This window comes from Streptomyces sp. NBC_01716 (genome assembly GCF_036248275.1).
GTDB lineage: Bacteria > Actinomycetota > Actinomycetes > Streptomycetales > Streptomycetaceae > Streptomyces.
Genome location: NZ_CP109181.1, coordinates 6,069,581 through 6,091,194 on the forward strand (window position 1 = coordinate 6,069,581; position 21,614 = coordinate 6,091,194).

Genomic DNA, 21,614 nt, shown 5'->3' on the forward strand with positions numbered 1-21,614 from the left:
GTGCGTCCCCGTAGAATTCTCATGTGGCAGGCAGGATCAATGACGACGACGTGAAGGTGGTTCGGGACGCGGTCCCGATCGACACCGTCGTGTCCGAGTATCTGCAACTGCGCCCGGCCGGCGGAGGCAATCTCAAAGGTCTCTGCCCCTTCCACGACGAGAAGTCCCCGTCCTTCCAGGTCAGTCCGAGCAAGGGTCTCTTCCACTGCTTCGGCTGCCAGGAGGGCGGGGACACCATCGCCTTCGTGATGAAGATCGACCATCTCTCCTTCTCCGAGACGGTCGAGCGCCTCGCCGGCAAGGCGGGCATCACGCTGCGGTACGAGGAGGGTGGGTACAACCCCACCCACCAGCGGGGCGAGCGCATCAGGCTGGTGGAGGCGCACAAGGCGGCCGCCGGGTTCTACGTGGAACAGCTCGCCGGTGAAGAGGCCGCGATCGGCCGGAAGTTCCTTGCCGAGCGGGGCTTCGACCAGGCGGCGGCCGAGCATTTCGGGATCGGCTACAGCCCGGTCGGCTGGGACCATCTGACCCGTTTCCTGCGCGGCAAGGGCTTCACCGACAAGGAACTGCTGCTCGCCGGGCTCTCACAGGACGGCCGCCGGGGTCCGATCGACCGGTTCCGGGGCCGGCTGATGTGGCCGATCCGCGACATCTCGGGCGAGGTCGTCGGCTTTGGCGCGCGCAAGCTGCGCGACGACGACAACGGGCCGAAGTATCTGAACACCCCCGACACCGCGATCTACAAGAAATCGCAGGTGCTGTACGGGGTGGACCTGGCCAAGAAGGACATCGCCAAGGCCAGCCGGGCGGTGGTGGTCGAGGGCTACACGGACGTGATGGCCTGCCATCTGGCGGGGATCACCACCGCCATCGCCACCTGCGGCACGGCCTTCGGCACCGACCACATCAAGATCCTGCGCCGGCTGCTGATGGACAACGGCAGCGCGCGGGTGATCTTCACCTTCGACGGTGACGCGGCGGGCCAGAAGGCCGCGCTGCGTGCCTTCGAGGACGACCAGAAGTTCGCCGCCGAGACGTACATCGCGATCGCGCCCGACGGCATGGACCCGTGCGAACTGCGCCTCAGCAAGGGCGACGCGGCGGTCCAGGACCTGGTGGAACCGCGCACGCCGCTCTTCGAGTTCGCGATCCGCCAGATCGTGGCGCGGTACGACCTGGAGACCCCGGCGGGCCGCGCGTCCGCGCTGGACGAGGCGGGCCCGATCGTGGCCCGGATCAAGAACGGCGCGTCGCAGCACGAGGTCGCCGTCCAGCTCGCCGGGATCCTCGGCATCCTCGACACCCAGTTCGTGGTCAAGCGCGTGGCGCAGATGGCCCGTTGGGCGCGGGACCGGGGCGGACGCGGTCCGGCGGGACCGGCGTCCGACCGTGGCGGTCGCGGCGGTCCGCCTTCCGCGTACGACTCCGGCCGGCCCCCGGCCGCCTCCGGGCCCGCGCTCAACCTCCGCAGCCCCGCCCACCGCACCGAGCGCGAGCTGCTCAAACTCGCCCTCCAGCGCCCCGAGTTGGTCTCCCCGGCCTTCGACGCGTACGGCGTGGACGAGTTCACCGCCCCGCCGTACGCGGCGGTCCGCCGGGCGGTCGAGGACGCGGGCGGCGCCGAGCAGGGCATCGAATCGGCGCCGGAGTATCTGGCCAGGGTCCGCGAGGCCGCGCCGAACGACGCGGTGCGCGCCCTGGTCACGGAGCTGGCGGTGGAGGTCTTCCACGGCAAGTCGATCGACGAGGCGTACGCGGGGGAGCAGCTCGTACGGGTCCGGCTGCGCGCTGTCGACCTCCGCATCCACGATGTGACGGGCAGCCTGGCCCGCCTGGGCACCGGCGCGGACGCCGAGCGCCACCAAGCGGTGCAGAACGAGCTGTGGGTGCTCCAGCAGTACCGCCAGTCGCTGCGCAACAGCGGCGCGGCTGCGCTCTGACTTCCGCGTTTCAAACATCCTTCGGTAACTGCCCGGTTACGCACGGGACTCAGAAAGTCCCCGCACACCTCTCGTGGCGGCCATGTGCCTTGAGCCACACTGGGCAGCGGTGCCTGTGTTCTCGGAGCTGCCGCACGCCCCCGATCCGGCAGCGATCACCCTGGAGGCCGCCCCCGTGCAGACCCAGACCCTGACCGAGGCCGACCTGGTGTCGGCGGTTCCGTCGCAGAGCCGCGCCGCGCACCACCCCGAGGCAACACCGGAGTCGGCCCCCGAGGCGGTTCCGGAGACCGTCACGGAGGACCCGGTGGACATCCCCGAGATCCCCGAACGTGTCGGTCCGCGTGGCAAGGCGGACAACGGCGGGCCCTCGTCCGACCTCTTCCGGCAGTATCTGCGGGAGATCGGGCGGATCAGACTGCTCACCGCCGTCGAGGAGGTGGACCTCGCGCGCCGCGTCGAGGCCGGTCTCTTCGCCGAGGAGAAGCTCGGCTCCACGCCCGACCTGGACTCCCAGCTCGCCGTCGACCTCGACCGGCTCGTCGTGCGCGGCCGGATGGCCAAACGCCGGCTCATCGAGGCGAATCTGCGGCTCGTCGTGTCCGTCGCCAAACGCTACGTCGGCCGTGGGCTGACCATGCTCGACCTCGTCCAGGAGGGGAACCTCGGCCTGATCCGGGCCGTGGAGAAGTTCGACTACGCGCGCGGCTACAAGTTCTCGACGTACGCGACGTGGTGGATCCGCCAGGCCATGTCCCGCGCGCTGGCCGACCAGGCCCGTACGATCCGGGTCCCCGTCCATGTGGTCGAGCTGATCAACCGCGTCGTCCGCGTCCAGCGCCGGATGCTCCAGGAACGCGGATACGAGCCGACCCACGCAGAGGTCGCGGGACAGCTGGAGCTGACCGCCGAGCGGGTCGGCGAGGTCCTGCGGCTCGCCCAGGAACCCGTCTCGCTGCACGCGCCGGTGGGGGAGGAGGACGACGTCGCCTTCGGTGACCTGATCGAGGACGGCGACGCGGCCTCACCCGTGGAGTCGGCGGCGTTCCTGCTGCTCCGCGAGCATCTGGAGGCGGTCCTGTCCACGCTCGGCGAGCGCGAACGCAAGGTGGTCCAGCTCCGTTACGGCCTCGCGGACGGCCGCCCGCGCACACTGGAGGAGATAGGCCGGATCTTCGGGGTCACGCGCGAGCGGATCCGGCAGATCGAGTCCAAGACCCTGAGCAAACTCCGCGACCACGCGTTCGCGGACCAGCTGCGCGGCTACTTGGACTGAGGACCTAGCCGGACGGGCCGGTGCATACGACCCATCCGGCGACCACGCCCTAGGTCCGGGCCCGCGAAGATCCACCGGACAGGACCTAGGGCGTGTTTGAGAAGTCCCGTCTGGCCCACGACGCCTGGCACGCACGCTCGCCGCGTTGTCGGAGTCATCCAAGTACGTCCGGTCCATCTACGGGGCTGATCCTCCGCCTTGCGATCGCACGCACCAGACGCCGTGGGCCCCGCCCAGTGGGCGGACGACGCTACTTCTCAAACACGCCCTAGTCCACCTCGGCGACCGCCTGCGCGAACTGCGCCGCGTACAGCCGCGCGTACGCACCCTCCGCCGCCAACAGCCCCTCGTGCGTGCCCTGTTCGACGATCGAGCCGTTCTCCATCACCAGGATCACGTCCGCGTCCCTGATCGTGGAGAGCCGGTGCGCGATCACGAAACTCGTCCGCCCGTGCGCCAGTTGGGCCATCGCCTTCTGGATCAGCACCTCCGTACGGGTGTCCACCGAGCTGGTCGCCTCGTCCAGCACCAGGATCACCGGGTCGGACAGGAACGCCCGCGCGATGGTGATGAGCTGCTTCTCGCCCGCGCTGACGCCCGCCCCCTCGTCGTCGATCACGGTCTCGTACCCGTCGGGCAGCGTCCGGATGAAACGGTCCGCGTGCGCGGCCCGTGCCGCCTCCTCGATCTGCGCCCGCGTGACGTCGTGCGAGGCGCCGTACGCGATGTTCTCCGCGATCGTGCCGCCGAACAGCCAGGTGTCCTGGAGGACCATGCCTATTCGGGAACGCAGGTCCTCACGCGACATGGTGGAGATGTCGATGTCGTCCAGACTGATCCGGCCGGACGTCACCTCGTAGAACCGCATCAGCAGATTGACCAGCGTCGTCTTGCCCGCGCCCGTCGGACCGACGATCGCGACCGTCTGACCCGGCTCGACGGACAGCGACAGGTCCTCGATGAGCGGCTTCTCCGGCTCGTAGCGGAACGCCACACCGTCCAGCGTCACCCCTCCCCGCAGCTCGTGCGGGCGCTCGGCCGATGGCGCGTCCTTCTCCTGCTCGTCCGCGTCCAGCAGCTCGAATATCCGCTCCGCGGACGCGACCCCGGACTGGACGAGGTTGGCCATCGAAGCCACCTGCGTCAGCGGCATCGAGAACTGCCGTGAGTACTGGATGAACGCCTGCACATCGCCGATGGACAGCGTCCCCGAAGCGACACGCAGCCCGCCGACGACCGCCACCAGCACATAGTTGAGGTTGGAGATGAAGAACATCAGCGGCTGCATGATCCCGCTGTTGTACTGCGCCTTGAAGCCCGCCTCGTACAGCGCGTCGTTCTGCTCCTTGAACGCCCGCGCCGACTCCTCCTGCCGCCCGAAGACCTTCACCAGGGCGTGCCCCGTGTACATCTCCTCGATATGGGCGTTCAGCGAGCCCGTGGACTTCCACTGCGAGACGAAGTGCGGCTGCGAGCGCTTGCCGACCTTCGTCGCCACGAACACCGACAGCGGCACGGTCACCACCGCGACCAGCGCCAGCAGCGGCGAGATCCACAGCATCATGCCCAGCACACCGAGGATCGTCAGCAGCGAGTTGACGAGCTGGCCCATCGTCTGCTGGAGCGTCTGCGAGATGTTGTCGACGTCGTTCGTCGCCCGGCTCAGCACCTCACCGCGCTGCTGACGGTCGAAGTACGACAGCGGCAGCCGCGACAGCTTTGCCTGTACGTCCTCACGCATCCGGTAGATGGTGAGGTTGATGACCCGGATGGACAGCCGCGTCGAGACCAGCATCAGCAGCCCGGCCGCGACGTACACCGCCAGCACGATCAGCAGGACCTGGCCGATCGCGCCGAAGTCGATGCCCTGCCCCGGCGTGAAGTCCACCCCGGAGAGCAGGTCGGCGAGCCCGCCGTCGCCCTCGTCCCGCAGCCGCGCGACCGTCTCGTCCTTGCTGACACCCCCCGGCGTCTGACGCCCGACGACCCCCGCGAAGATCAGGTCGGTCGCCGAGCCGAGGATCTTCGGGCCCACCACCGAGGCCGCCACACTCAGCACGCCCGCGGCGAGCATCCACCACAGGGTGACCTTTTCGCGCGCCAACTGCCGCAGCAGCCGCTTGCTCGACCCCTTGAAATCCATCGACCGCTGCGAAGGAGCCCCCGCGCCGGCCGCCATCATGCGTCCACCAGGACCGCTCATCAGGCCGCCTCCGCCTCGGTCAGCTGGGAGAGCACGATCTCCCGGTACGTCTCGTTCTCCGCCATCAGCTCGTGATGATGCCCCTCACCGACCACCCGGCCCTCGTCCATGACGATGATCCGGTCGGCGTCGCGGATGGTGGACACCCGCTGGGCGACGATCACCACCGTGGCCTCGGCGGTCTCACGCGCCAGGGCGGCACGCAGCGCCGCGTCCGTCGCGTAGTCCAGCGCGGAGAACGAGTCGTCGAAGAGATAGATCTCCGGCCGCTGCACCAGCGTCCGCGCGATGGCGAGGCGCTGGCGCTGACCGCCGGACACGTTCGTACCGCCCTGCGAGACAGGCGCGTTCAGCCCGCCCTCCAGATCGGTGACGAACTCCTTGGCCTGCGCGACATCGAGCGCGTGCCACAGCTCCTCGTCGGTCGCGTCCGGATTGCCGTACCGCAGATTCGTCGCCACCGTCCCCGAGAAGAGATACGGCTTCTGCGGCACCAGACTGACCGTCCTGGCCAGCAGGGCGGGATCGAGTCCGCGTACGTCCTCCCCGTCCACCAGCACCTCGCCGGAGGTCGCGTCGACCAGCCGGGGCACCAGCCCGAGCAGGGTGGACTTTCCGCTGCCGGTCGAGCCGATCACGGCGGTCGTCTCGCCCGGTCTCGCGGTCAGTGACACCTCACGCAGCACCGGCTCCTCGGCGCCCGGGTAGCGGAACTCCGCGCCCCGCACCTCCAGATGACCGTGCCGGCGCAGTGTCCGCACGGGGTCCTTCGGCGGGACGACGCTCGACCTGGTGTCCAGCACCTCCTCGATGCGCTCGGCACACACCTCGGCGCGCGGCACCATCATGAACATGAAGGTGGCCATCATCACGGCCATCACGATCTGCATGAGATACGCGAGGAACGCGGTCAGCGCGCCGATCTGCATCCCGCCGCTGTCGATGCGGTGCGCGCCGAACCAGACGACGGCGACCGACGACACGTTCACGACGGTCATCACCACCGGGAACATCAGCGCCATCAGCCGGCCGGTCGCCAACGACATCTCGGTGAGGTCGGTGTTGGCGCCCTTGAACCGCTCCTTCTCGTACTCGTCGCGTACGAAGGCCCGGATGACGCGGTTGCCGGTTATCTGCTCACGCAGCACCCGGTTCACCGTGTCCAGCCGCTCCTGCATGGAGCGGAACAGCGGGCGCATCCGCTTGACGATCAGGCTCACCGAGATACCGAGCACCGGCACGACGGCGAGCAGCACCGCCGACAGGGGCACGTCCTGACCGAGCGCCATGACGATGCCGCCGACGCACATGATCGGGGCCGACACCATCAGCGTGAACGACATCAGGACCAGCATCTGCACCTGCTGGACGTCGTTGGTCGTACGCGTGATCAGCGACGGCGCGCCGAACTGGCCGACCTCGCGGGCGGAGAAGCTCTGCACCCGGTCGAATATCGCGGCCCGCACGTCACGGCCGAGGGCCGACGCGGTGCGCGATCCGTAGTAGACAGCGCCTATCTGGCCGAGGACCTGGACGACGCTGACGGCGATCATGAGACCGCCGAACTCCATGATGTAACCCGTGTCCCCCTTCACGACACCGTTGTCGATGATGTCGGCGTTGAGGGTGGGCAGATAGAGGGAGGCACAGGTCTGAAGGAACTGGAAAGCCACCAGCAGACCGATGGCCGTTCTGTAGGGGGCCAGATGCGTTCTGAGTAGTCGTAGAAGCACGTGCTGTCTCTCGGGCTCGGCAAGATCGGGGGTCGGACCCATCCTGCGACATGCCGCCCGCCGGATCCCAAGGGTTTTCCACAAAGGACCGGTCAAGAACGACTGTCATACCGGAACCCCTGGCTCCCTCCGGCCTGCGCCCCCGGCCGCCCCTGGCGCTCCGCCCCTGCCGCCCCGCCCTACGCCCCCGGCGCCGCCGCGAACGCGCCCGGGTGGATCTGCTCCCGCGCCGCCGTGTACTGCTGCCGCACCGCCGCGCCGACCGCCGCCTCTTCCCCCGGCTCGAAGATCTGGGCCGCCGCACCGCGCCACTCGGGCGGGCTGTGCGGGGACAGCGTGTTCTTCGATACCCCCAGCGCCCAGGCGGCCTGCCGGGCCGCCCCCAGCGCCGCGTAGTCGGCCGGCTCCGGCACGACGACCTGCGCCCCGAAGATCCCCGGCGCGCACACCTGCACGGCCGGCAGCCCGGCCGCCGCCCCCAGCAGAAAGACCCGCCGCACCTCGACGCCGCGCCCGCGCACCACGTCCATCGCGTCGGCCAGCGAGCAGAGCATCCCCTCGAACGCGGCCCGCGCCAGATGCTCCGGCTTCATCGACTCCCGCCGCAGACCGGTCAACGTCCCCGCTGTATGCGGCAGTTGGGGTGTCTTCTCGCCCTCCAGATAGGGCAGGAACACCAGACCGGACGCGCCCGGCGTGGACTTGAGCGCCAGCGCCGACAGTTCGTCCAGGTCCTCGGTCCCCAGCAGCTCCGCCGTACCGCGCAGGGCCCGTACGGCGTTGAGCGTATGGACGACCGGCAGATGCATCCCCGTGGCGTCGGCGAACGACGTGATCATCCCGGAGGGATCCGCCAGCGCCTCGTGGTGCACGGTCATCACCGACCCGGAGGCGCCCAGCGACACGACCGCGTCGCCGATCCCGACGCCGAGCCCGAAGGCGGCGGCCATGGTCTCGCCCGTACCCGCGGAGATCAGCAGCCCTTCGGGCGTGGTCCCGGCGGCCTCGGCCGGGCCGAGCACCTCCGGCAGCGCCGCCTGGTGGCCCAGCGCGAGCTCCATCAGATCCGGCCGGTAGGCACCGGTGCGGGCGGACCAGAAACCGGAGCCGGACGCCGCCCCCCGGTCCGTCGTCCGCCGGGCGGGCCGGCCGAGCAGCTGCCACACCAGCCAGTCGTGCGGCTGGAGGATCATCACCGTACGCCGCGCCGCCTCCGGTTCGTTCCGCGCCAGCCAGCGCAGCTTCGCCAGCGGTTGACCCGCCTGCGGCACCGACCCGACGGCCTCGGCCCAGGCCTGCCGCCCGCCGAGCGCGTCGATCAGATCGGCGGCGGCGACCTGCGCGCGCTTGTCGTTGCCGAGCAGGGCGGGGCGCACGAGATTGCCGGCCTGGTCCAGCGGCACGAGCCCGTGCTGCTGCGCGGAGACGCCGATGGCCTCCACACCCTCCAGCAGCCCCCCGCCCGCGGCCTCGCCGAGCGACAGCAGCCAGACCTGCGGATCGACCTCGGTCGCCTTCGCCTCGACGGGATGCATCGCGTATCCCTGCCGCAGCACGGCACCCGTGTCCGCGTCACACACGATGATGCGCGTGGAACCCGACGAACTGTCCAACCCGGCGACTATTCCCATGGCACGATTCTGCCGCACGCGCGAGGCCGCGGAGGCGTCCGGGACCGCCCGGGGTGCGGGAGGACCGGCGCGGCGGGTCAGGTGTTGGTGGTTCCCCAGTCGTCCTCGCCGTTGTGGTTGCGCGAGCGCAGGGACCGGACCCGGTCGGCGACGGACTCCGGGACCCTGTCCCCGACCTTGTCGCTCACCGAGTGGTACGCCTTGCCCGCGTACTCACGGCCGGACATGGCGGCCGTCTCGGCGGCGTTGCGCACGGCCGGGTTCTGCGAGATCCGGGTGGCGGACTCTTTGAGCTGCTCGTAGCGCTCACGTCCGGCCCTCGTTCCGAGTACGTAACCGACAGCCAGTCCCGCGATGAACATGAGGCGCCGCATGGCCTGCCACCCTTCGTTAGTTCGTTGGCATCGGACCTTGAGCCGTGACGTCCGCCTACCCCCGAGGCCCGAGATCACCCAGTGTGACCCGGCGGGATACCGATTGGCGGAGCACCCCCCTGCTTGCGCTAATGTATGTGTCGCAGCGGACGTCCGCCGCCCGGCGGAGTCCGGAGCGGGTACGTTCGGTGCGAACGCAGCAATCCCCTGTAGCTCAATTGGCAGAGCAGCCGGCTGTTAACCGGCAGGTTACTGGTTCGAGTCCAGTCGGGGGAGCGCGGTCTCCTGTAGCTCAATTGGCAGAGCATTCGGCTGTTAACCGGAGGGTTGCTGGTTCGAGTCCAGCCGGGAGAGCAAACGGAAAGAGGACCCCTCGGGGTCCTCTTTCTTGTGCCTGCGGGGGCGGGCCGGCCAACTTCCGGGTGATCTTCGGGCGCTTCCTGGAACCGGCCGGGGCACGGTGAAGTCTTCAAGGTCAGGCGTTGCTGACCATCCGAAGCAGGAGATCGTATGAGCGGCTATGCTGCGGCAGACGGCGCGCACAAATGTGCGCGACGCGCCGTTAGGGGCGGTAGCTCAGCCGGTTAGAGCAGCGGACTCATAATCCGTCGGCCGTGGGTTCGAGTCCCACTCGCCCCACCGCGACTCGCCGCAAGTTCACCCCTTTGACCTGCAATAACAGGTCGGCCCCCTCTACGGAGGGGGCCTTTTTCGTGCCTCCATGATCATCTGCTCGCCCCATGCTCGCCCGAAGTGCTGAAGCCGCGTTCTATGCCCGCCTGGCGCATGCGAGTGGATCGAACACCCGGATGCTTTCAGGCCGACCGCGGATGCCGCTCACGGCGCCGCGCTGGCAGGACGAGGGCAGGAGCCGGCGGTTGCCCGTTGCGTGGGGCAGGGTGACAGGGCGTCATTCAAGTGCCACGCAGACGAAAACCGCTGAGCCATCCTGTGGCGCCCCCTAGGCTCCGACCCAGGGTGGTCTGACGTGAACCGCCGTTTCCGCCGCTCCCCCCGCGCCCACGCCGCACAGGGGGCGATGCTCCCGGACAAGGACCGAGACTGGGTCCGGTGAGACCACCGCAGTGCCTGTCTATCCAGACGTTCAGTAAAAAACGTGGCCCCCGCTGTGGAGGCGAACTTGACCAAGGCCGGCAGCGACTACATCGAAGCCCAGGTCCCGGGAGATTGCCCGGTCGACCCGGCGCCCCTTTCCCGGCAGCAGCCGGTCGTCGGCCTCCTGAACTGCGCGGATCAGGCCGCGCAGTCCGCCCGCCAGAGGTGACTGGGCCAGCAGGTCGACGCCGGCCGGAGAGCGTCCACGTCACGCCTTCGGGTTCCGGGCTCCTTGGGACGGCTGTGGCTTCGAGCTGGAGCGCTGTGGCACGTACCTCTCGGAGCTGACCGATCGTCAACTCCCCAAACACCGCAAAAGGCGTTCCTGTCGGGATGAGGGAAAAGAAATCTTCGTTTGTATTGTTTCGGGTTATTTGATCTGTGTTGTCTCAGTATTCCATCGGTGTCAATGAATTATTTGCCTTGCGAGGCGTTTGAGGTGCTATTTCGGATTGGATGGTCGATTTATCATCCGTGCTGCGTGGTCACGGTCCGTATTTGACGACTGGTTCGATTCGATTGGGGAGGAACTCGGTGCCTTGACAGGGCGAATGGTTGATCACCTAGGGTCCACCAGTCTGTGTACATCTTGTGACCCTGGGGCGGGGAAAATGAGTAGGGCAGTGGGCTGTTGTCGTGGCCTCAGAAGCCGTGCCACGTGGCGGCGGGTGGCCTCGGTCGTGGTGGCCTCGGCGCTTCTGGGCGGGGCGACCGTGGTGGCGCTGCCGACTGCCGTCCAGGCCGCTTCCGCCGTGGCTCCGGCGCTGAGCGCGTCCGCACGGGCTGCCGCTTCCGGTGAGCCGGTCGAGGACGTGGGGCAGCGCACCGCGTATTCGACGACGGTGGCGAATCCGGACGGTACGTTCACGCTGACCCAGTCGACGACTCCCCAGCGTGTGAAGCAGGCTGACGGTTCGTGGGCCGTGATCGATGTGGACTTGGTGTGGCGCGCGGACGGCAGTGTGGGTCCGAAGGCGGCTGCGGTGGGTCTGTCGTTCTCCGGTGGAGGCGAGGGCGGGGACATGATCCGGCTGGGGGACGGGCGCCGTTCGTTCGCGTTGGACTGGCCGGGGGCCTTGCCAGTACCGACGCTGGACGGTGCGACTGCCACGTACGCGGAGGTCCTGCCGGGGGTGGACCTGCGGCTGACGGCGACGTCCGAGGGGTACCGGCAGGTCCTGGCGGTCAAGACCGCCCAGGCAGCGGCCAGTTCGGAGCTTGAGCAGATCACTTTCGCCGCGTCCGGCCAGGGTCTTGAGGTGATCGCCGGTGCGGGTGGCGGTCTACGGGCCGTAGATGAGGATGGCAACGCCGTTTTCAACGGGCCGGCCGGTCTGATGTGGGACTCCGCCGGGAGCGACGAGTCCTCCCCGGCGGCGCGCTCCCTGACGTCAACCGGCTCTCCAGCCGCGGACGGTGGCGCCGATCCCTCCGTTCCGGGCGAGGGGGACGCGACGGCTGAACTTCCGGTGAAGGTCGCCGACGGCGCCGTACAGGTGCGGCCCGACCTCGGTCTGCTCCGGGGAGGTGACACGGTCTACCCCGTCTACATCGACCCTCCGGTCGGTCTTGGCGCCTCCGAGCGCACCAAGATCTCCTCCGACGGCGACAAGTTCTGGCAGTTCACCGAGGACAAGGGTGTCGGCCTTTGTGGGAACGCGGATGGTTACTACTGCGGGTCCGGCTACATCGACCGGATGTACTTCGAGTTCGTGCCGACGAAGCTGAGCGGGAAGCATGTACTCGACGCGACGTTCCGCGCGCATGAGACGTGGTCGTTCAACTGCGACGCCAAGTGGCTGAACCTCGCCCGCACCAACAACATTTCGGAGGGCACCAGATGGCCGGGCCCGTCGGTCATCGACCACATGGGCGATCGGCTCGTGTCGGCCGGCCGGGGCGACAACTGCAGCCCCTCGCAGCCGGACGAGTGGATCGAGTTCAATGACGATCCGGCCCAGTTGAACGAGAACCTGACCCCGACGGTGCGGGCGTTCGCCGACGGGAAGTTCTCCCGGCTGACGCTGATGCTGTGGGCGAAGGACGAGCAGGACCCGCGGGCGTGGAAGCGGTTCGACAAGAACGCCGAGCTCCAGGTCACGTACGTCGCGCAGCCGGGCGTACCCACAAGTGTCGGTCTGATCCCGGGAGACGGGACAACCGCGTACTGCCGGACCGATCCCGACGCGCCGTTGATCGTGTCGCGTCTGGATCCGATGGTGCAGGCCAGGGTGCAGACGAAGGTCCAGCCCAAGGTGGGCGAGGAGAAGGGTTCCTTGCAGGCGGGGTTTCGCGCGGCTCGGAAGCTGGCCGACGGGACGTGGGAGGAGATCTGGAGCGACACCGCGCCCACGAGCGGGTTCGATCCGGACGGCACGCTGGAGAAGACGCGTACCACCAACCGTACGGACGGCACGGAGTACCGCTACCGGGCGCGTACGCAGTCGCGTTGGTCGTACGGAGGCAAGACGGGCGAGCTGGCCTCGGCCTTCTCCCCTTGGTGCTACTTCAAGATCGATTCGACGGCGCCGAAGGCTCCTGTCGTCAAGTCCGTCTCCCCTTACACCGCGTGCACGGCGGATCTGTGTGAGGGCAAGGGCGGTCCGGGCGTGCCGGGCACGTTCACCTTCGAACACCATGCCTCCGATGCGGACATCACGGGTTTCCGGTGGCGTCTGCTGAGTGCTTCGGGGTCCGAGACGAAGGAAGTCACCGGCTCCACCTACACGGAGAAGATGGTCGTGCCGAAGCTCGGGGGCACCCAGGTGCTTTCGGTGGAGGCCAAGGATGTGCGTAACCGATTCGGTCCGCCGACGGAGTTCACGTTCAAGGTGGCACTGGCGGAAGGCGAGGTGGGCCGCTGGCGCTTCGATGACGGTGTCGCGGGTTCCGGGGTGACGGTCGCCAAGGACACTGCGACTGTCGGTACCCGTCACGACGCCACCCTGCGGACGGCGGGGGCGGGCTGGTCGACGATGGCACGGCGCGGAGAGGCCGATCAGTCTCTGTGGCTGGACAGCGCCGATCCCGCCAACCAGCAGGCGTACGCCTCCACGAGCACGGCTGCCGTCAACACCGCGGATTCCCTGACGTTCTCCACCTGGGCCTATCTGACCGACGCGTCGACCAGCCGCATGGTGATGACGGCACCGGGTTCCCAGGCACAGGCGTTCGCCCTGTACTACTCGTCCTCGTCGAAGGGCTGGGTGTTCAGCCACACCGTTGCCGACTCGGCAACACCGGTGATCATCACGTCGAAGGCTGACACCATCAATCCGCCTCTTAGGGTCTGGACACATCTCGCCGGGGTCTTCGACACCCAGGCGGACGCCGACCCCGCGAACGACACCCTGCAGTTGTACGTCAACGGACGGCCGCAGGGCACCGCAGTGAAGCTGGCTGCGGCGGCCACAGCTGCGGGCGCCGTCTACAAGCCCTGGAACGCCCTTGGAGGCTTGCAGTTCGGGCGTTCCGTCATCCGTGGCGAGAGCGGCTTCTTCTTCCGGGGGCGTATCGACGAGTCGGCGGTGTGGCAGCGGGCCCTCACTTCGGAGGAAGTGCTGGAGGAGACGCGCGTCAAGGAAGGCAATCTACCGGCCAATGAACTGGTGGCGCAGTGGGATGCGACCACCGCTACGGGGACGACGATCGGCGAGCTGTCTCCTTACCCGCATCCGGCGATGCAGTTGTCGGCGACGGGCGCGGTTCTCGACGGTGACGACAATGCCCTGACCCTGGACGGCACTTCCGGTTACGCCTCGGTACAAGGGCCGGTGGTGGACGAGTCGGGTTCCTTCACCGTCTCGGCGCGGGTGCAGCTGGCCGGGCAGAAGCTGGCGACCAAACCGGTCGGGTACAAGGCGCAGGTGGCCGGGCAGCGCAGTGGCGGTCAGTCGTCGTGGGCGCTGTGGGTCATCAAGCCTTCGGACGACACGTATCAGTGGCAGTTCACCCGAACCGCTACCGATTCCTCGGGCAAGGTGACGAAGGACACCGCCATCACCCCGGCCACGGATGTCGCCGAGGTCGACACGTGGGTGGATGTGACGGGGGTCTTCGACGCCCAGGAGTCTTACGAGATCGCCGATCCGGGGAACCCCGCCCAGAGGCTGGAGCGGTTGGGGACGCTGCACCTATACGTCGGTTCGTCCGCCATCGTTAGTCGCACCAGCCCGGGATTTGATGCCGCCCAGCAGGGCAGCGGTGAACTTGCCGCAGGCCGGGGCACTCAGGGTGGCACCACGGGTTACTACCTTCCCGGTGGGCTCGAACAACTGCGGATCTGGACCGGCGCCATGACCAGGGAGCAGGTAAGTGGCCAGGTCTTGGGCACCACAGGCGACGACACAGCGATGCCCGCGCCGTGAAAGCGCAGGAAGGGTGGTGGCACTTGGCCACCACTCCTTCTGCGAACCTCGCCGCCCCGGCGGCGAGGGCCCAGTTCCCCCGCGTTTTCCTCCTGGACCCTTTGTTCGAGTTTTGCTCCCTGCCGTAACGCGGGAGCGGAGTGCGCATGCCGTGGCTGGGGTGCGTTAAGGAGAGCTCTCAATGAAATCGTTCAGATGGGCCACGAAGTTCGCTGGCCGCAACTGGCGTAGCAGAGGCCAGTGGTCTCGGCGTTTGGCCGTCGTGACCGGGTTCATCCTGCTCCCTGGTCTCCTCGCACCAGTCGCGTTCGCCGGCCCGCTCGGCAAGCCCGATCCGCTGGGCGTCGCGAAGCTCGCGGAGCCTCGGTCGGCGGAGGTCTCCGCGTTCACGGCCAAGACGAACAAGGGCACGGCCGCCGCTCGGAAGAAGGCCGAGCAGGCCGATCGGAGCGCGATCACCAGGGCGAAGAACCAGCAGGCCACATCGGTGACTTGGCCGACTCGTGGTTCTGCCGTGCTGACGCTGCCCAATGGGGAGGCACGGGCGGCTGTGGCCGATCCGGGTTCGCTGCCTCTTACTCTGGCCGCGCCTTCCGCGGCGAAGGGCACCGGACAACGCACTGACATAGCCGGCACGGTGACGGCTGAGGTGCTGGACCAGGAGGCGGCGCGGCGTCTGGGCGTCAGGGGTGTCGTCCTCAACCTCACTGGTCCGAAGGGCGGGGGGCGCGCGCGTCTGGGCGTTGATTACTCGGCTTTCGCCTCCGCATACGGCGGTGACTGGGCCGGGCGTCTGCGGATGGTCCGCCTGCCCGACTGCGCGCTCAAGGACCCGGCCAAGGCCGCGTGCCGTACGCGGACGACTCTGGTGTCCGACAACGACCGGGCCGGACAGACGCTGGGAACCCAGCTCACCTTCCCCTCCGCGCCCGCCCGGTCCAATCCGCCCACGATGATGCTGGCGCTGGCGGCCGGCACCGAGTCGGGTGCGGGTGACTTCAAGGCCACCCCCTTGTCCTCCTCGTCCACGTGGGAGGCGGGAGGTTCTTCGGGCACCTTCGCCTGGTCCTATCCGTTGCGGACGCCGCCCGCCGCGGCCGGGCCGGAACCCGATCTTTCGATTTCCTATGATTCTGGCAGCGTGGACGGCCGGACGGCCTCGACGAACAATCAGGGGACGGCCGTTGGTGAGGGTTTCGACCTCACCTCGTCGTACGTCGAGCGCAAGTACGGCTCTTGTGACGACGACGGCCAGGATGACAAGTTCGATCTGTGCTGGAAGTACGACAACGCTTCCCTCGTCCTCAACGGCAAGTCCAGTGAACTGGTCAAGGACGACACCACTGGTGTCTGGCGGCTGAAGAACGACGACGCCTCCACTGTCACGCATTCCACCGGTGCGGACAACGGTGACGACAACGGCGAGTTCTGGACCGTCATCACCGGCGAGGGCACCAAGTATGTCTTCGGCCTGAACAAGCTCGCCGGTGCGCCCGCCGATGAGCGCACGCAGTCGGTGTGGACGGTCCCGGTCTTCGGCGACGACTCCGGCGAGCCCGGCTACGCGGATGGCACCAGCCTGTCCGGCCGGGACAAGACGCAGGCGTGGCGGTGGAACCTCGACTACGTCGAGGACCTCCACGAGAACGCCATGTCCTACTGGTACGCCGCCGAGACGAACAACTACGACACTCTCGGCGACGACAGCACCGGCACCGGCTACACCCGTGGCGGCTATCTGAAGGAGATCCGCTACGGTCAGCGCGCCGGTGCCCTGTTCAGCGGCAGCCCGGCAGCCTCGGACAAGGTCACCTTCAACTACTCCGAGCGCTGCACCGCGAGTGGCACCGGTTGCGACGAGCTGACCGAAGACAGCCGTGACAACTGGCCCGACGTTCCTTTCGACGTCGTGTGCAAGACCGGCGACAAATGCACCGGCAGCGTCGGCCCCGCGTTCTTCACCCGTAAGCGGATGACCGCTGTCACGACGTACGCCTGGGACGCGGCTGCCGCTACGCCCGGCTTCACGCCGGTCGACGCCTGGTCGCTGAAGCAGCAGTATCTGGATCCGGGGGACACCGGGGACTCGACGGATCAGTCGTTGTGGCTGGACGAGATTCGGCACACCGGCAAGCACGGTGCGGATCTGTCTCTGTCTCCGGTCAGTTTCGATCACGAGATGCGTGCCAACCGGGTCGACGGCGGCAGCGACGACATCTTGCCGCTGAACAAGCCGCGTTTGAAGCAGATCATTTCCGAGACGGGTGCGCAGTCGATCGTCACGTACGCGGACGAGGACTGTGTCGCCGGTCAGACCAGGCCGAAGGCCGATCAGAACACCCGTAACTGCTTCCCGGTCTACTGGTCCCCGAACGGAGCCAAGGACCCGCAGCTGGACTGGTTCCAGAAGTACCCGGTCACCTCGGTGTCCACCACGGACCCCTTGGGCGGCTCGGAAGCCGTGGTCCACACCTATCAGTACGCCGGGGGAGGCGCCTGGCACTACAACGACGACCCGCTGGTCAAGGAGAAGGAACGTACTTGGTCGATCTGGCGCGGGTTCGAGAAGGTCACCCATCTGACCGGGCGGTCCGACCGGACCCAGTCCAAGACGGTCAGTGTGTACTTGCGGGGCATGGACGGCGACAGGCTCCTGGGCCCGGACGGTAAGACCCCCGACCCCGACGAGCGGCGCACGGCGAAAGTGACCGGCATCAAGGCCGGCGAGATCATCGACTCCGACCCGTACGCGGGCTTCACCCGGGAAACCGTCACCTACAACGGAGCCCAGGAAGTCGGCGGCCAGATCAACGACCCCTGGTCGAAGAAGACGGCCACCCAGCACAAGTCCTACGCGGACACCGAGGCGTACTTCGTCCGCACCGCCGCCACCCACGCCCGTACCAACGTCACCACCAGCGGCACGGCCAAGGACCGGATACGCACCACCGCCACCACCTTCGACAGCTACGGCATGCCCGCGACGGTCGAGGACCGCGGCGATGACGCCGTAACAGGTGACGAGACCTGCACCCGCACCACCTACGCACGCAACGACGCCGTGGGGATCAACTCCCTCGTCTCCCGCGGCCGGGTGATCGCCAAGCTGTGCCCGGTCCTGAACGCGGACCTCGACCTGCCGACCGACTCGACCCGGCCGGGCGATGTCATCTCCGACACCGCGACGGCTTACGACGCCACGTCCTACACCACCACCCAGACTCCCACCAAGGGCGAAGCCCGGTGGACAGGCCGGGCCAAGAGCTACGCCGCCGACGGCACACCCTCCTGGCAGCGAACCGCGGTGACCAGCTACGACACCCTCGGCCGTCCTCTCACGGTCAAAGACGTCAACGACGCGACGGTCGCCACCACCGCCTACGTGCCGGCAGCGGCAGGCCCGCTGACCAAGACGACGGTCGCGAACGCGAAGACACAGACCACCACCTCCCTGCTGGATCCGGCGACCGGCGCGGCCACCCGCGTCACCGACCCCAACAACAAGGTCACCGACAACGAGTACGACAGCCTCGGCCGCATCATCAAGGTCTGGCCCCCTACGGCGTCCAAGGCACTCGGCAACCCTCCGACCTATGTCTATGGATACACCGTCACCGCCAACGCTCTTCCCTGGACGTCGACCGGCGTGATACGCGGCGACGGCTCGGGCATCTACAACACCACTTACGAGATCTTCGACTCGCTCCTGCGCCCCCGTCAGGTCCAGTCGCCCTCCCCAGTCGGGGGGCGGACCATCGCCCAGACTCTCTACGACGAGCGCGGCCTGGCCGTTTCCGCACAGGCCGACATCTGGGACGAGAAGGCCGCACCCTCAGGCGCCGTGGTGGAGACAGACTCCGGCCAGGCACCCATCCAGACCGACACGACCTACGACGGCGCCGGCCGCCCGGTCCGAGCGGTGACGAAGAACTTCAACGTCACCCGCTGGAGCACCGATACGGCCTACACAGGGGACACCGTCACCACGACCGCCCCCAAGGGCGGACAGGCCACCGCTGTGGTCACCGACGCCCTCGGCCGCACCACAGAGAACCGGGAGTACGCCGGCACCCAGCCCACCGGCAGCGCGTTCACCGCCACCCAGTTCACGTACACCCCGGCCGGACAGCAGAAAACCGTCACCGGCCCGGACAACGCCGCCTGGAGCTACGGCTACGACCTGTTCGGCCGCCAGACCAGCAACAGCGACCCGGACAAGGGCAAGAGCACCACGGACTACAACCAACTCGACCAGGCCATCACCACCACCGACGTCGGCCGGAACAAGACCCTCATCTCCGAATACGACGTCCTCGGCCGCAAGACCGGCCTGTGGGACGGCACCAAGACCGACGCCACCAAACTCGCCGCCTGGACCTTCGACACCCTCGCCAAGGGCAAGCCCGACACCTCGGTCCGCTACGAGAACGGCGTCGGCACCCCCACCAGCAAGGCGTACACCCAGAAGGTCACCAAGTACGACGCCGCCTACCGCGCCCAGCAGAACGAACTCACCCTCCCGGCAACCGACCCCCTCGTCGCCGCCGGAGTGCCACAGACACTGAAGAGCGCCAGCAACTACAACACCATCGACGGCACCCTGACAGGCGAGGACTACCCCGCCGTCGCAGGTTTGCCGAGCGAGTTCACCACGAACACCTACAACGGCTACGGGCAGCAACTGACCGCCGACGGCAGGGACAGTTACCTACTCGATGCCACGTACGCACCCGTCGGAGATCTGCGCCAGCTCGTCCTCGGCACGGAATCGGCCGGCACGGCGCCCAAGGCCTCCCTCAACTACGACTACGAGCCGGGCACCCGCCGCCTCACCCGCTCCTACGTCACCGACGACGTCCACGGCTACATGCCGCAGGAACTCAAGTTCACCCAGGACGACGCGGGCAACGTCACCTCGATCTTCGACGCCACCACCCAGGGCGGCACCGCCAAAGCCGACCACCAGTGCTTCACCTACGACGGCCACCGTCGCCTCGTCGAGGCCTGGACACCCAAAACTGCGGACTGTGCCACCTCCGGCCGTACCACGGGCAACATCGACGGCGCCGCTCCGTACTGGACGAGCTACACGTACAACACCGCCGGCCAGCGGCAGACCGAAACCCAGCACGCCGCAGCGGGCAACAACACCACCAACTACACCTACGGCACACCCGCGCCGGCCGATCAGCCCCACGCGCTCACCGGCACCACCGGCGCGAAGGCGGGCGACTATGAGTACGACTCGGCGGGCAACACCATCAGCCGTCCCGGAGTCCAGGCCAGGCAGACCCTGACCTGGAACAGCGAAGGCGAGCTCGTCTCCGCCACGGAGCCGGCGGCCGGGACCAAGCCCGCGACCGGCACCAGCTACCTCTACGACGCCGGCGGCGAACTGCTCATCAGCCGTAACACCACCGGTGACGGCGACACGGTCCTCTACCTCGGCAATACCGAGGTCCGCCTCACCACCAAGGGCACGACCAAAACCCTGACGGGCACCCGCTACTACCAGGCCGCGGGCCAGACCATCGCCGTCCGCACGGCCACCACGGGCGTCACTACCACCAAGCTCAGCTTCCTCGCCGCCGACCACCACGGCACCTCCAGCCTCGCCATCGACTCCACCACCTACGCCTTCACCAAGCGCCACACCACCCCCTTCGGCGCCCCCCGCGGCACCACACCCACCAACTGGCCCGACGACAAGGGCTTCCTCGGCAAACCGGCCGACACCACCACCGGCCTCACCCACATCGGCGCCCGCGAATACGACCCGGGCCTCGGCCAGTTCATCAGCGTCGACCCCCTGCTCTCCCTCGACCAGCACCAGTCCCTCAACGGCTACTCCTACGCCAACAACCACCCCCCGACCAGCAGCGACCCCACCGGCCTGCGAGACCCGGGCGGCGGCCAGTGCGGCATCATCTCCGCATGCACCGGCGGAGGCCCGATGTGGGATGACGACCACAACCCCATCCTCGGCACCATAAGCGGAGGGGGCGGCGGTGGTGGCGGTGGCAATGCCGGCGGTGGCGGCGGTGGCGGTGGCGGCACTTCCGCCACAGGGACCTATCCGCCGTGCGGGGCAGCTTGCGGGACCGCACAAGGGCCGTTGATCGGTCCTCAGCCCATTCTGATGCCGTTTATTCCGCCTCTCGTGGCTTCCCCGGAATATACGCGGGAAAGTACATGCGGCATGTATCCGATTGAGCTGATGTGCAATCCCGAAGACGGAGTGCTAGGCGGCGGGGATGATGGCTTTCGTGAGCTGGGCGCGAAGTGGGCTGCCGGCTTGCTCGATCGGTCGGGGGTGTACGGCCAGGACAGTGAGATCGCGCTGCAGGTCATGATGACCGACCTGACGGCGGCGCAGCGTAAGGAAATTCTGAAAAACTATCGCAGCGGGAAGATCAGTGGAAGGCTGAGTAATTCCATTTCTGATGATGGTGATGGTGGCGCCTCGCAGTTCAAGTCTGATGTGAAGTCTCTGGTGACGGGCGACCACAACCTTGCGACCGCCGCTCTCGGTTCCTATACGGCTAAATACGAGGTCTTGCGTGCCAACGGGCGTGGACTGCAGTACCGGATGACCATAAAAAACTCGATGACGGCATCCTCGCTCGCGCACATTGCGACCGGGTATGGCACACCGTCCGAGCGCTTCATTCAGCGATGGATAGACAATGATGGAATCATCGCTGCCCGAGGTGCTGGCCGAGTGCATGACATGGAGATTACATTCCGTGGCGTCATCTACTTCGGATCCCCGCTTGCCCGGTGATGGATCTCGTTGAGGTGGGCGGCGGGAGATCCACTCCCGGCTCGGGTCCGTCCGGGGTGATATTCTCCGACAGCATGATTGGTGGAGGGTGAACGTGTGCGTACGAGCTGTTGCAAGGGCCTGCGCGGCTGCTGTGATTGCCGCGACCGTGGTTGGTGGATGCGCGGTCGGCTCCGAATGTCGCGCG

9 protein-coding genes and 3 tRNA genes are annotated in these 21,614 nt (G+C 67.8%); 8 read left to right on the forward strand and 4 right to left on the reverse strand.

Annotated elements, in window-relative coordinates:
* The first annotated feature begins 23 nt into the window (after positions 1–23).
* On the forward strand, positions 24–1,943 hold the full coding sequence (gene dnaG, locus OIE74_RS26755; RefSeq protein WP_329387965.1) for a DNA primase: 1,920 nt from the start codon (positions 24–26) through the stop codon (positions 1,941–1,943).
* Positions 1,944–2,025: 82 nt separating this feature from the next.
* Positions 2,026–3,219, forward strand: coding sequence for a sigma-70 family RNA polymerase sigma factor (locus OIE74_RS26760; protein WP_329387967.1), 1,194 nt, complete (start codon positions 2,026–2,028; stop codon positions 3,217–3,219).
* 268 nt (positions 3,220–3,487) lie between these two features.
* Here the strand turns inward: OIE74_RS26760 and OIE74_RS26765 are convergent, their stop codons facing one another.
* The 4 genes from OIE74_RS26765 to OIE74_RS26780 all read right to left on the reverse strand — a co-directional run bounded on the left by OIE74_RS26765 (position 3,488) and on the right by OIE74_RS26780 (position 9,160).
* Positions 3,488–5,422 (reverse strand): ABC transporter ATP-binding protein, encoded by a 1,935-nt coding sequence (locus tag OIE74_RS26765; RefSeq protein WP_329387969.1) that lies wholly within the window; start codon positions 5,420–5,422, stop codon positions 3,488–3,490.
* Positions 5,422–7,155 (reverse strand): ABC transporter ATP-binding protein, encoded by a 1,734-nt coding sequence (locus OIE74_RS26770; protein WP_329387972.1) that lies wholly within the window; start codon positions 7,153–7,155, stop codon positions 5,422–5,424. Before OIE74_RS26770 ends, OIE74_RS26765 begins: the two co-directional genes overlap by 1 nt.
* A 179-nt stretch (positions 7,156–7,334) precedes the next feature.
* On the reverse strand, positions 7,335–8,786 hold the full coding sequence (locus tag OIE74_RS26775; protein WP_329387974.1) for an FGGY family carbohydrate kinase: 1,452 nt from the start codon (positions 8,784–8,786) through the stop codon (positions 7,335–7,337).
* A 77-nt stretch (positions 8,787–8,863) separates the two neighbouring features.
* Positions 8,864–9,160, reverse strand: coding sequence for a YtxH domain-containing protein (locus OIE74_RS26780; RefSeq protein ID WP_329387976.1), 297 nt, complete (start codon positions 9,158–9,160; stop codon positions 8,864–8,866).
* A 203-nt stretch (positions 9,161–9,363) separates the two neighbouring features.
* Here OIE74_RS26780 and OIE74_RS26785 point away from each other — a divergent pair.
* The 6 genes from OIE74_RS26785 to OIE74_RS26810 all read left to right on the forward strand — a co-directional run bounded on the left by OIE74_RS26785 (position 9,364) and on the right by OIE74_RS26810 (position 21,427).
* Positions 9,364–9,436, forward strand: a tRNA-Asn gene (locus OIE74_RS26785).
* Positions 9,437–9,441: 5 nt separating this feature from the next.
* Positions 9,442–9,514: transfer RNA gene (locus tag OIE74_RS26790), tRNA-Asn, on the forward strand.
* Between the two features lie 211 nt (positions 9,515–9,725).
* Positions 9,726–9,799 (forward strand) — tRNA-Ile (locus tag OIE74_RS26795).
* A 478-nt stretch (positions 9,800–10,277) separates the two neighbouring features.
* Complete coding sequence (locus tag OIE74_RS26800) at positions 10,278–10,445, forward strand: hypothetical protein (protein WP_329387978.1); 168 nt, start codon at positions 10,278–10,280, stop codon at positions 10,443–10,445.
* Positions 10,446–10,887: 442 nt separating this feature from the next.
* Positions 10,888–14,643 (forward strand): LamG domain-containing protein, encoded by a 3,756-nt coding sequence (locus OIE74_RS26805; RefSeq protein WP_443076239.1) that lies wholly within the window; start codon positions 10,888–10,890, stop codon positions 14,641–14,643.
* 181 nt (positions 14,644–14,824) lie between these two features.
* A complete protein-coding gene (locus OIE74_RS26810; RefSeq protein ID WP_329387983.1) occupies positions 14,825–21,427 on the forward strand; it encodes an RHS repeat-associated core domain-containing protein in 6,603 nt (2,200 codons plus the stop codon).
* Positions 21,428–21,614 lie beyond the last annotated feature (187 nt).